Annotated in this window: 12 protein-coding genes; 9 read left to right on the top strand and 3 right to left on the bottom strand. The window is 70.6% G+C overall.

Annotated elements, in window-relative coordinates:
- Positions 1-36: 36 nt before the first annotated feature.
- The 3 genes from ACWG52_RS19520 (at position 37) to ACWG52_RS19510 (ending at position 2690) form a co-directional block, all read left to right on the top strand.
- Positions 37-825, top strand: coding sequence for a glycerophosphodiester phosphodiesterase (locus ACWG52_RS19520; protein ID WP_202505833.1), 789 nt, complete (start codon positions 37-39; stop codon positions 823-825).
- 180 nt (positions 826-1005) lie between these two features.
- Positions 1006-1521, top strand: coding sequence for an ATP-binding protein (locus ACWG52_RS19515; RefSeq protein ID WP_453125454.1), 516 nt, complete (start codon positions 1006-1008; stop codon positions 1519-1521).
- A gap of 194 nt (positions 1522-1715) precedes the next feature.
- Positions 1716-2690: a DUF5926 family protein gene (locus ACWG52_RS19510; RefSeq protein ID WP_033223326.1), complete on the top strand. Its 975-nt coding sequence runs from the start codon at positions 1716-1718 to the stop codon at positions 2688-2690.
- 180 nt (positions 2691-2870) lie between these two features.
- Here ACWG52_RS19510 and ACWG52_RS19505 read toward each other — a convergent pair whose 3' ends face one another.
- The gene (locus tag ACWG52_RS19505) at positions 2871-3443 is read right to left on the bottom strand and encodes a hypothetical protein (protein WP_453125451.1); all 573 of its coding nucleotides are present in this window, start codon (positions 3441-3443) and stop codon (positions 2871-2873) included.
- Positions 3444-3552: 109 nt separating this feature from the next.
- Positions 3553-4326: a bifunctional DNA primase/polymerase gene (locus ACWG52_RS19500; protein ID WP_390139387.1), complete on the bottom strand. Its 774-nt coding sequence runs from the start codon at positions 4324-4326 to the stop codon at positions 3553-3555.
- A gap of 396 nt (positions 4327-4722) precedes the next feature.
- On the opposite strand from ACWG52_RS19500, the gene ACWG52_RS19495 reads away from it, so the two are divergent.
- Both ACWG52_RS19495 and ACWG52_RS19490 read left to right on the top strand, forming a co-directional pair.
- Positions 4723-6279 (top strand): PP2C family protein-serine/threonine phosphatase, encoded by a 1557-nt coding sequence (locus ACWG52_RS19495; protein ID WP_389804536.1) that lies wholly within the window; start codon positions 4723-4725, stop codon positions 6277-6279.
- 120 nt (positions 6280-6399) lie between these two features.
- Entirely contained in the window at positions 6400-7866 is a 1467-nt protein-coding gene (locus tag ACWG52_RS19490; protein WP_389804533.1) for an aminopeptidase P family protein, read from the top strand.
- Between the two features lie 132 nt (positions 7867-7998).
- On the opposite strand, the gene ACWG52_RS19485 is transcribed toward ACWG52_RS19490, so the two are convergent.
- On the bottom strand, positions 7999-8442 hold the full coding sequence (locus ACWG52_RS19485) for an ATP-binding protein (RefSeq protein WP_033215060.1): 444 nt from the start codon (positions 8440-8442) through the stop codon (positions 7999-8001).
- A 209-nt stretch (positions 8443-8651) separates the two neighbouring features.
- Here ACWG52_RS19485 and ACWG52_RS19480 point away from each other — a divergent pair, with 209 nt between their 5' ends.
- From ACWG52_RS19480 to ACWG52_RS19465, 4 genes are all read left to right on the top strand, one after another.
- Entirely contained in the window at positions 8652-9494 is an 843-nt protein-coding gene (locus ACWG52_RS19480; RefSeq protein ID WP_389804529.1) for a hypothetical protein, read from the top strand.
- A gap of 108 nt (positions 9495-9602) precedes the next feature.
- The gene (locus ACWG52_RS19475) at positions 9603-10328 is read left to right on the top strand and encodes a YcnI family copper-binding membrane protein (RefSeq protein ID WP_453125448.1); all 726 of its coding nucleotides are present in this window, start codon (positions 9603-9605) and stop codon (positions 10326-10328) included.
- A gap of 68 nt (positions 10329-10396) precedes the next feature.
- Positions 10397-11050 carry an SCO family protein gene (locus ACWG52_RS19470; protein ID WP_033215054.1) on the top strand — a complete coding sequence of 218 codons (654 nt, stop codon included), beginning with the start codon at positions 10397-10399 and terminating at the stop codon, positions 11048-11050.
- Entirely contained in the window at positions 11047-11526 is a 480-nt protein-coding gene (locus ACWG52_RS19465; RefSeq protein WP_389804524.1) for a copper chaperone PCu(A)C, read from the top strand. Before ACWG52_RS19470 ends, ACWG52_RS19465 begins: the two co-directional genes overlap by 4 nt.
- Positions 11527-11535: the final 9 nt, after the last annotated feature.

Genomic DNA, 11535 nt, shown 5'->3' with positions numbered 1-11535 from the left:
GTCGGTCGGTGGCACCATGACCCGGTGACCCACGCAATGCCGCGCACCATCCAGGTCGTCGCCCACCGCGGCGCCTCGGAGGATGCCCCCGAGCACACCCTGGCCGCTTACCGCAAGGCCATCGAGGACGGCGCCGACGGCCTCGAATGCGATGTCCGGCTGACCGCGGACGGCCATCTGGTCCTGGTCCACGACCGCCGGGTGAACCGCACCTCGAACGGCCGCGGCGCCGTCTCCGCCCTGGAGCTGGCCGATCTCGCCGCCCTCGACTTCGGCTCCTGGAAGGACCGCGAGGAATCCCCCGACTGGGACGCGGACCCCGAACGCACCTCCGTCCTCACCCTGGAGCGCCTGCTGGAGCTGGTCTCCGACGCCGGACGGCCGGTACAGCTCGCGATCGAGACGAAGCATCCGACGCGCTGGGCCGGACAGGTGGAGGAGCGCCTCCTCGCCCTCCTCAAGCGCTTCGGTCTGGACGCCCCACCGGCCGAGGGTCCGCACCCGGTGCGGGTCATGAGCTTCTCCGCGCGCTCCCTGCATCGGGTCCGGGCGGCCGCGCCGACGATCCCGACCGTGTATCTGATGCAGTTCATCTCGCCCCGGATGCGGGACGGGCGGCTGCCGGCCGGCGTGACGATCGCGGGCCCCGGGATGCGGATCGTGCGCAACCACCCCGCCTTCATCCACAAGCTCCAGGGCGCGGGCCACTCCGTACACGTATGGACCGTGAACGAACCCGAAGACGTTCAGCTCTGCGCTGATCTGGGCGTGGAAGCAATCATCACGAACAGACCCCGCCAAGTTCTGTCCCAACTCGGGCGCTGAAGCCCCCTTTTGCGCACCCGCCACCCCTGACCCGTTCGTTACAGGGTGTGCCCCGGCGCATCCGCTCCGCATTCGATCAGCGTGAATGCGTCAGGGGGCCCGCTTCGGGCTGCTCCGGCGGTTTCCGGTCCAGGCCATTGGGGCATCCAGACCATGCGTGGGGCTAAGGAGGTTCCGGGGGTGGCGTTGGTGGTGGCACAAGAAGTGCCCACGTCGTCGTGCATGGACGTACGCCATGGTCCTGCGGGCGTGAGCGAGGCACGACACCGGATGCGCGAGCAACTGCGCATCAGCGGAGTGCCTGAATCGGTCGTGGACGATGCCGTACTGATCCTTTCCGAACTGCTCAGCAACGCTTGCCGACACGGCAGGCCGCTGGGCTCTCGGGAGGTCGGGGACGGGGAGATACGCGCCGCGTGGCGCGTCGACAGAGCGGGTCGACTGACGGTCGAGGTGACGGACGGGGGCGGGCCCACCCGCCCGGTTCCTGCCACGCCCTCGGTCACCGCACGCGGCGGTCGGGGGCTGAACATCATCAGCGCCCTGGCCCAGGACTGGGGTGTCCGGGACGGAGCGGCGGGTGAGGTCACCGTGTGGGTGATCGTTGCCTGTGGGCCCCGGCACGAGGATTTCGCTACGCGCGTTGCGCCCCCGGCGATCGACTTCAGTACGGCGTTCGACGACCTGGATTCCTGAACAGGGAGCCCCGACCGCACGAACGACACGAGAGCAAGACAGCACGACAGCAGTACCGGTCATCCGCACAGGCGGCCGTCCGGGAGCGCACGCCGACCGTGCTCCCGGCCGCACCCAACCGGTTCCGGCGGTACGAACGGCTAGGCTCGCGCCCAGACACGACGCCGTACCGCCGCAACCGGGAGACACGCACGATGGCCAAGAAGCGCCCCGCAGCCAAGACTGCAAAGCCGCAGCTCAACAACGGTGAGATCCCCGTTGTGGGTGCCCGCGAGCCCTGTCCCTGCGGATCCGGCCGCCGCTACAAGGCCTGTCACGGCGCAGCCGCCGCGCACGCCGTCACCGAGCACGTACGGCGCCCCTTCGAAGGGCTTCCGGGTGAGTGCGACTGGGTCGCGCTGCGCGAGCTGGTGCCCGCCGCCACCGTCCCGCTGTCCCTCAAGGGCGGTCTGCCCGAGGGCGTGCCCTCCGTCACCCTGGTGACCGTACTGCCCATGGCATGGCCCGCGCTGCGCCGCGAGGACGGGTCCGTCCTCCTCGGCCTGCAGAACGACTCGTCCTCCGGGGACCTCGGCCGCGACATGGCCGACACCCTGGAGCGCGCCCTCGTGGCGGAGCCCGGTACGCCGGTCGCCGCTCGCCGGGTTCCCGCCGAGGGTCCCCGACTTCAGGATCTCCTGGACGCCGACGGCGGTTTCGAGCCGGTTGTGCACACCGGCTTCGAATTCTGGATTCCGGAATCCGAGAACGCCCAGAACGCGTCGCCGGAGATCGCCGCCTCGCTGGAGCGCGCCAACGCGGCCGCCATTCCCACCGTCAAGCTGACCGGCGTGGACGCCGCCTACTGGTGCGAGACGCCGGACAAGAACCACCTGCGCTGGGTCATGCCGCACCCCGAGGAGAAGCTGCTCGACGCCCTCGCGCGACTGCACGCGGCCGGCACCACCTCGCTCGGCGAGGGCACGAAGCTCGTCGGCTCCTTCCGCGCCCACGGCCTGATGGTCCCGGTCTGGGACCTGCCCACCGGGGTCACGGCCGACGACGTCGAGAAGCCCGCGGCGGAGTTCGCGGAACGGCTGGCCGGGGCGCTGGCCACGGACGCCCCGCTGACCACGGAGGAGCGCCGGGCACGTGGCGGACTCACCAACCGCCAGGTGACGCTCAGCTGACCGGGCGCCCGCGCGGAGCCGGTGACCGGAGTCACAACTCCCGCTAATCGTCTGCAAATCGGTGTCTGAATATCGGAGATCGAATTTGCGTACAGGCGATCTCTTGTTACCGTTCTTGTAGCCCGGTCGCTGGTGCATCCCCCGTCGCCAGCGACCGGGCCCTTGATTTTCCGGATCCGATCAACGGTCACCCGGTGCCGGTGAGTTGCTCCCGGACCTCAAGAGCAGTTCCCCTTCATCATCCGGAACTGCAAACTCCGCTACGGCCGAGTAACTCTCCGGGCCGCCGGCCGAAGCCTCTTTGGGCGTCTCGCACAAACCCGGTTCGTCCCCCGCGCCCACCGCGCACCGAATCTGGATCGTGCGCCCGGCCGGACCCATCACCGTGAGCACCGCGTCCAAAGTGCGACCACTTGTGTTCCGGTAGTAACTCCGGCCCCACGTCCGACCTTCGCCGACCAACACGCAGGTTTGCGCCTCCACCCCGTGCGGCGAGGACAGCTCGGGACCGCAGCTCGAATCCGTACGCGGCTGCTCGGCCGGACCGGGCTGCTGCGGGGCGGCCGTGGGCGCCGAGCGCGCGGGCGCGGCGGGGGGTGTGCGGGAGGAGTCCGAAAGACCGAGCGCCGAGAACACGCCGCCGCCTTTTCCGTCGTCCTGACCGGCAAAGTCCGTCCCGGCGATCGCGCCGGCGAGCGGGAGCGACAAGATGATCAACACACCGGCGCCGATACCGATCAGGCGGAGATTCATTCGCCGAACATAGCGAGGAGGGAATGGGGCGCGGAGATCCCCGCGCCCAATTCCCTTGGAAACTCGTCCCGCTGGCACCCGTACGAGTGATCCTCACAGGCCCCGCAGGTCAGTACGCGAGCCTGCTGCCGCCGCCGGGCGCGCCGCTGCTGGCCTCGACCAGCGCGTCCACGACCGCCTCGATCTCGGGCAGCCAGAGGCTTCCCGCCGGCGCCTGCGGCACCTGTGCGCGCGCCTGAGCCCGCGCCGAACGTGCCCGCGGCTGCCGCGCCGTCGACTGCGCGCCCGGCTCCCGTTCCCAGCGCACCTGACCCCCGCTGGACGCGGCGGAGGGCGGCAGCAACAGGTAGCCGCCCTCACCGTGGAAGCGCAGGGAGGAGGGCACGTGATCCTTGGCGTACAGCAGTTCGCCGAGCCGCTCCAGGGAGTAGGGCTCCACCAGCAACGCCCAGCGGGTGGGCGTGGCGACGACCGGACCGAGCCGCATGCCCTGCGCGTCCAGTCGTACGAGGGCGCGCGCGGCCGCGCCGGCCGGCAGGCTCACCGCGCACGGGGCGGTCCCACCGGTGGCCATCAGGACGGGGGCGGTGGGCCGGTTGGTCCACCACCAGGCCACCATCCGGGGGTCGGTGGTGGCGGCGAGCAGTCCGGGGTCGAAGGGGTGCGCGCCGGGCACGGCGCAGTCGGGGTCGGGGCAGGCACATCGCTTGCCGTCGGTGCCGGACCGGCCGACGCCGGGCAGGACGGGCCACTGCCAGGTGGTGACGCAGACGAGCGCCGCGTCGAGGAGAGCCGAAGAGCCGTTGCTCTGTACCGGGTCGGGGCGCAGGAATTGAAAGCGATCACGGAGCCGCTGGAGACGCCTTCCGAGGATCTCGCGCATGTGCGCTCGTTCCTTTCCGTTGAACGCCGAGGGCCACATCACACCATGTAACCGGTGTCTCACCACACGTACAGGTTTCGCGTCACTGTCCGCCAGAAGCAGGTTCACACGGTTCGTGCAGGTTCTTACAGGTCCATCAAACGTCCCGCGGGGGTGGAGCGCGACCCGCGCCGGCCACCGGGACCGGCGGCCGCCGCTAAGGACGACGACCCGCACCGGGTGGTTCCCGGCAACGCCAACTGGCCCCGTGCATCAACGAGTACGTACCCGAGCCCCCTGCGGAGCCCGCTCAGTCGATCGCAAAAACCGACTGCTTGCCGCTTTTTCCGGCCAAGTTCTAGCCTTGGCTCGACCGTGAGTTGCGGCCCCACGGACACCAGGATTCCCACCTGGGCAATGCTGGACATGCATCCATGTGTGCGTGTAGATGTGGATTCCTTGATGGCGGCGCAGCACGATCTGGGGGTTTGCGATGCTATTTGGCGAATCGCACCAGGTGGAAAGGCGGACGCCATGAGCGCCCCGCATCTGCCGAAAGTGGCTGGAATCGATCCAGCAGTAACGGCGTCACCGCACACTGCGGCGCCCACGCCCGCCCGGACCACCCCCGCACCGGCCCCTCCGCCCGGCGGCCCGGGCAGTGTCATCCAGGACCGGCTGGCGGGCATGGTCTCGGACCTCACCACCCTCCACGAGCTCACCGAACGCCTCGCTCGCGCCAGTGACCTCGACACCTCGCTGCGCGAGTTCCTGCGCGCCGGAGCCACGCTCGTCGGCGCCCGACGCGGTCTGATCGTCCTGGAGCCCTCCGACGGACTCGGCCCGACGAGCACGATCGGCCTCGGGCTCGGGCACGCGGAGCTCGGCCACATCGAGACCGTGCCGCGCAGCGCCACCTCCTACGGGCGGATCCTCGACGGTCTGCCCGACGCCCAGGGCGGCTCCGAATTCCTTCCCGAGCCGGGCGCAGCCCCCGGAACCGGGGGGTTCGCCGCCCCCGTGGACCCCCGCCACCGTGAGGTCGCCGCCCGCCTCGGCTACGCCGCGAGCTACTCGCTCCCCCTCACCGCGGAGGCCACCGGCCGGCTCGGCGCGGCCGTCTGGCTCTACGACGAGCAGGCCGAGCCGAGCGACCGCCAGCGCGACCTCGTCGGGCTGTACGTGCGGCACGGCGCCGAGCACCTGGCCCGGATGCTGGAGGTGGAGCGCTCCCGCACACACCTGGCCACCGTCTCCGAGGAACTGCTGCCGAGCAGGCTCCCCCGGATCCCCGGGGTGCAGCTCGCGGCCCGCCACCACACCGGGCCGCTCGGCGGGGGTGACTGGTATGACGCGCTGCCGCTGCCCGAGGGCGCCCTGGGCCTGGCCGTCGGCTCCGTCACCGGATCCGGGCCGAGCGCCGTCGCCGCGATGGGGCGGCTGCGCGCATCACTGCGCGCCTACGCCGTCATGGAGGGCGAGGACCCGGTGGCGGTCCTGTCCGACCTGGAACTGCTGCTGCGCCTCACCGAGCCCGCCCGCTGCGCCACCGCGCTCTTCGCCTACTGCGAACCCGCCGGGGGCCCGCAGTCCGCCGGCCAGGGCAGCAAGATCATCCTGGCCGGGGCCGGACACACCCCGCCCCTGCTGATCGGCGAGCACCGCACCGAGTACGTGGAGACCTCGCTCTCCGCGCCCCTGGGGATGCTGTCCTGCTGGGAGGCGCCCAGCATGGAGATCGAACCCGCACCCGGAGAAACGGTGCTTCTCTACACCGACGGGCTGCTGCACCACACGGGCGACCCGATGGACCGGGCCTACGCCCGGCTGCACGCCGCGGCCGCGGGGGTCCCCCGCAGCGTCCGCGAGGACCCGGCCGCCCTGTGCGAGCACATCCTGCGAACCGTCCTGCCCGGCGGGAACCCGACCGACGCCCCCGAGGACATCGTGCTGCTCGCGGCCCGATTCGAATGAGGCCCGGAGCATGTTCCGAATCGTGATGGACGGCACGATTCGGAACAGCTCTCTCCCGTACACGCATACGATGGATGCGGTCCACACCCAGGTCCGTACCGTCGTAGCTGAGGAGAAGACGTGGCTGACGAGCTCACCCCGGAGACCCCGGAAGAAGAGCAGCCCAAGAAGACGCACAAGCAGCGCAAGAACGGTCTGTACCCGGGCGTCAGCGACGAACTCGCGGAGAACATGCGCAGCGGCTGGGCCGACACCGAGCTGCACGGTCTGGAGCCCATCGCCCAGGCCACGCACACCCTCGCCCGTCGTGACGCGCTGTCCCGGCGCTTCCCCGGTGAGCGTCTCGTCATCCCCGCAGGCCGTCTGAAGACCCGCTCGAACGACACCGAGTACCCCTTCCGGGCCTCGACCGAGTACGCGTACCTCACCGGTGACCAGACCGAGAACGGCGTCCTGGTCCTGGAGCCCACCGGCCCGACCGGGCACGTCGCCACCATCTACCTGCTGCCGCGCTCCGACCGGGAGAACGGCGAGTTCTGGCTGTCCGGCCAGGGCGAACTGTGGGTCGGCCGCCGCCACTCCCTCGCCGAGGCCGAGCAGCTCCTGGGCGTCCCCGCTAAGGACGTCCGCGAGCTCGCCGAGGCCCTCACCGAGGCCGAGGGCCCCGTCCGCGCGGTGCGCGGCCACGACGCGGTGATCGAGTCCGCCCTCACCGACAAGGTGACCAAGGAGCGCGACGAGGAACTGCGCGTCTACCTCTCCGAGGCCCGCGCCGTGAAGGACACGTTCGAGATCGGTGAGCTGCAGAAGGCGGTCGACTCGACCGTCCGCGGTTTCGAGGACGTCGTGAAGGTCCTCGACAAGGCCGAGGCCACCTCGGAGCGCTACATCGAGGGCACCTTCTTCCTGCGTGCCCGCGTCGAGGGCAACGACATCGGCTACGGCTCGATCTGCGCCGCCGGCCCGCACGCCTGCACCCTGCACTGGGTCCGCAACGACGGCGACGTCCGCTCCGGTGACCTCCTGCTGCTCGACGCCGGCGTGGAGACCCACTCCCTCTACACCGCCGACGTCACCCGCACCCTGCCCATCAACGGCACGTACACCGACATCCAGCGCAAGATCTACGACGCCGTGTACGAGTCCCAGGAAGCCGGCATCGCCGCGGTGAAGCCGGGTGCGAAGTTCCGTGACTTCCACGACGCCTCCCAGCACGTGCTGGCCGAGAAGCTCGTCGAGTGGGGCCTGCTGGAGGGCCCGGTCGAGCGGGTCCTGGAGCTGGGCCTGCAGCGCCGCTGGACCCTGCACGGCACCGGCCACATGCTCGGCATGGACGTCCACGACTGCGCCGCCGCCCGCCGCGAGGCCTACGTGGACGGCACCCTGGAGCCGGGCATGTGCCTCACCGTAGAGCCCGGCCTCTACTTCCAGGCCGACGACCTGACCGTGCCCGAGGAGTACCGCGGCATCGGCGTCCGCATCGAGGACGACATCCTCGTCACCGAGGACGGCAACCGAAACCTGTCCGCCGGTCTGCCCCGCACCTCCACCGACGTCGAGGCCTGGATGGCACGCCTGAAGGGCTGACGCCTCCGCGTCGCGCACGGATGGGCGGGATTCCTCCACGGGGTCCCGCCCATCGGCGTTCCCGGGGCCGCCGGGGCGCCAGGACACCGAGGTCGCCCAGAACGTCCCGGGCGCCACAGACACCTACGACGCCTACGACACCTTCAAAAGCGCGTCGTCGCGCCACTTGAGCATCTTGTCGAAGCTCACCACCGCACCGCGGCCCGGCCGGTTGCGGAAGCGGACGTGGTCGGCGAGTTCGGCGATCAGGTGGAGGCCCCGGCCGTGTTCGGCCAGGGAGGATCTACGGCGGGCCACCGTCGCGGGCGGGAACCCCGGACCGGAATCGGTCACCTCGATGCGGCAGCAATCCCCGTCCAGATAGGCCGTGACGTGGTAGGCCTCGGTATCGTCCGGGATTTCGCCACCCCCGCCGTGCTCCACCGCGTTCGCACACGCCTCGCTCAGCGCCACCGAGAGATCGAAGGAGATGTCCGGGTCCACCCCCGCGGTCTCCATCGTCCCCAGCAGCAGTCGCCTGGCGAGCGGCACGCTCGCGGCTTCGCGCCTCAAGTGGAGAGACCACCAGATGCTCATACGGTTACGTATTGCCGCCCGCGAGGGGGCGTAAGCGCCCTGCGACCGTCCGAGAGCTCATTACGCCCGTCCGGCCGACGCGGCTCTTCCGGGGAGCGGTGTATGCGGCCGCCCGCGGTGAGCCCGGACGCCCTCGCACAGAGGACTCATGCGGACCTTCCGGACCTGCCGTATGAAGGGCCTGAGCGCAGTGCGATGATGGCCCGGCCATGTCTGACCCCCACGCGACGCACGCCGGAGCCGGCCTCCGGCTGATCCGGGCCGCGGTGTTCACCGCGGTCTGTGTCGTGCTGTCCGCGATCGGGCACGCCTTGGCGTCCTGCGCCACCGTGCCCTGGTGGTCGCTGTGCCTCGGCTTCCTCGCCGTCTTCGCGGTCGCCGCCTCGCTCGCGGGCCGTCGGCGGACGCTGCCCGGCATCGCCGCCGGACTCACCGCCGGACAACTCGGCCTGCACGCCGTGTTCGGCCTCGGCCAGCACGGCGCCGCGGCCGCGCAGGCCCCGGCGGGCACCGCCGACGCCTCGCTCGCCGAACTCGCCGCACGGCTGGTGTGCGGGGGCAACTCCGTACCGCTCAGCCCGGCCGACGCTCGGCGGATCCTGGAAGCCGCGGGCCTGGACCCGGCCGCCCTGGCCGAACAGACGGCACAGGCCGCACAGGCCGGGCAGGCCGTGGCACAGGGACACGAAGCGCACGCGCACGTGGCCCAGGCCGTCACCATGGCACCCGCGACCGGCCTGTTCAGCCCGGCCATGCTGGCCGGTCACCTGCTGGCCGCACTCGCCGCGGGCTGGCTGCTCGGTCGCGGCGACGCCGCGCTCTTCCGGCTGGTCGAGCTGTCCCGTCGCTCCTCCGAAGCCGCCCCGATACGTCCGCTGCGCGCCGCGCTCGCCTTCGTACGCGCCCTCGGCGCCGGGCTGCCGGGCTCGGCCCCCCGTACCCCGCAGGACCTGCGGACCGGGTCCGCTCCCGCCCGCCACACGGGTCGGGAAGCACTCCAGCACACGGTGATCCGGCGCGGCCCACCCATGGCATTCGCCCTCGCAGCCTGACGCGGCACCCTCCTTCCCGGACACAGGGCGGGACACCGGTGCCGCGAACTCCGTGCGCGCCCGTGCACGGAGCAACCGCCACCACTGCTTCCGTGGAGTGTTCCTGCCATGAAGACCTCTCGCGTCTCCGTCGCCGCCGCCATCGCCGCCGGTTCCGTCCTCCTCCTCTCCGGCCCGGCCTTCTCCCACGTCGGCGTGCAGCCCGCCGGTGAGGCGGCCAAGGGCGGCTACGCGACGATCAACTTCAAGGTCCCCAACGAGCGGGACAACGCGTCGACCACCCAGCTGGAGGTCAACTTCCCGATCGACCAGCCGCTCAGCTCCGTCATGCCGCAGGACGTTCCCGGCTGGACCGTGAAGGTCGAGACGAGCGACCTCGACAAGCCGCTCACCGTGCACGGCAAGCAGATCACCAAGGCCGTCACCAAGGTGACCTGGTCCGGCGGCAAGATCGAGCCCGGCAAGTTCCAGCAGTTCCCGCTCTCCGTCGGCAAGCTGCCCGAGAACGTCGACCAGATGGTCTTCAAGTCCATCCAGACGTACGACAACGGCGAGGTCGTCCGCTGGATCGAGGAGGCCAAGGAGGGCGCCGCGGAGCCGCAGAACCCCGCGCCCGTCCTCAAGCTGACCGCCCCCAAGGGCGATGACCACCACGACAGCGGTGCGAAGGCCGACGAGCCGAAGAACGCCGACAAGGACGCCGAGCACGGCCACGACAAGGCCGCCGCCGAACACGGCTCCGACACCACCGCGCGCGTCCTCGGTGTCGCCGGCATCGTCGTCGGGCTCGGCGGTGTCGCCTTCGGCATCGCCTCGCGCCGCCGCAACGCCTGACCTACCGCGCCCATCGGCGCTGCCGTTCCGAACGTCCGTAGCATCCCCGATCCCAGGGACATTTCTTCATGCGCACCACACGTGTGACGGTCGCCGCGCTGCTCGCGGCGGCCGTACTCACCCTCACCGCCTGCGGGGGTGAGTCCGCCAAGCCCGGCGGAGTCACCCAGATCGCCGGCGGTCAGAGCAACGACAAGGCCGCGACCCTCCTGGACCGCCCCTTCACCAAGCCGGAGCTCGTCCTCACGGACACCACCGGCAACCCGTGGAACCTGCGTGAGCAGACCAAGGGCAAGCCGACGCTCATCTACTTCGGCTACACCAACTGCCCCGACGTGTGCCCGCTGACGATGAGCAACATCGCCGTCGCCAAGAAGGCACTCCCCAAGGCCGACCAGGACAACCTCCGGGTCGTCTTCGTCACCACCGACCCCGAGAGGGACACTCCCGAGTCCCTCGCCGCGTGGCTCAAGGCGCAGGACCCGTCCTTCGTCGGACTCACCGGAGACTTCGCGACCATCCAGGCGGCCGCACGCACGCTCGGCATCGGTATCGACGCCGCCACGACGGGGGCCGACGGCAAGGTCGTCTCCATGCACGGCGCCCAGGTCATCGCGTTCTCGCCCAAGACCGACGAGGGCTACGTCCTCTACGGCGAGGGCACCACCGTCGACGACTACACGAAGGACCTGCCGAAGCTCATCAAGGGGGAGAACCCGTGAACGCCCGCACCACCCGCACCCTGGCCGCCGCCCTCTCCCTGACGGCAGTGCTCGCCATATCCGGCTGCTCGGGCAAGGCCGAACCGAAGATGACCGTCAGCGGCGCCTTCATGCCCGAGCCCGTGAACGACAAGATGGCCGGTGGGTTCCTGGTCATCAAGAACGGCTCCGAGAACGCCGACAAGCTCACCGGCGCCACCTCCTCGCTCTCCGACGATCTTCAGATCCACGAGACCAAGGACCAGAAGATGCAGCAGGTCCAGTCGATGGACGTGCCGGCGAACGGCGAGCTCCGGCTGGAGCGCGGCGGCAACCACATCATGTTCATGGGGCTCAAGAGCACTCCCAAGGTCGGTGACAAGGTCAGCGTCGAGCTCCGTTTCGAGAAGGCCGGTCCGGTCAAGGTCGAGCTGGACGTGAAGGACCGGACGTACAACGCCCAGGCTCCGACCAACGCGTCCGGCAACCACCACTGACGGACCGAG

It is taken from the genome of Streptomyces sp. CLCI03, assembly GCF_053615355.1.
Note: the sequence above shows the minus strand (reverse complement) of the source record. Positions and strands in the feature narration are given on the sequence as shown.

Bases quoted from the DNA above. Each gene is read 5' to 3' on its own strand.
- ACWG52_RS19485 (WP_033215060.1), bottom strand. From the start codon at position 8,442: ATGAGCATCTGGTGGTCTCTCCACTTGAGGCGCGAAGCCGCGAGCGTG.
- ACWG52_RS19505 (WP_453125451.1), bottom strand. From the start codon at position 3,443: ATGAATCTCCGCCTGATCGGTATCGGCGCCGGTGTGTTGATCATCTTG.
- ACWG52_RS19480 (WP_389804529.1), top strand. From the start codon at position 8,652: ATGTCTGACCCCCACGCGACGCACGCCGGAGCCGGCCTCCGGCTGATC.
- ACWG52_RS19510 (WP_033223326.1), top strand. From the start codon at position 1,716: ATGGCCAAGAAGCGCCCCGCAGCCAAGACTGCAAAGCCGCAGCTCAAC.
- ACWG52_RS19470 (WP_033215054.1), top strand. From the start codon at position 10,397: ATGCGCACCACACGTGTGACGGTCGCCGCGCTGCTCGCGGCGGCCGTA.
- ACWG52_RS19475 (WP_453125448.1), top strand. From the start codon at position 9,603: ATGAAGACCTCTCGCGTCTCCGTCGCCGCCGCCATCGCCGCCGGTTCC.
- ACWG52_RS19520 (WP_202505833.1), top strand. From the start codon at position 37: ATGCCGCGCACCATCCAGGTCGTCGCCCACCGCGGCGCCTCGGAGGAT.
- ACWG52_RS19495 (WP_389804536.1), top strand. From the start codon at position 4,723: ATGCTGGACATGCATCCATGTGTGCGTGTAGATGTGGATTCCTTGATG.
- ACWG52_RS19500 (WP_390139387.1), bottom strand. From the start codon at position 4,326: ATGCGCGAGATCCTCGGAAGGCGTCTCCAGCGGCTCCGTGATCGCTTT.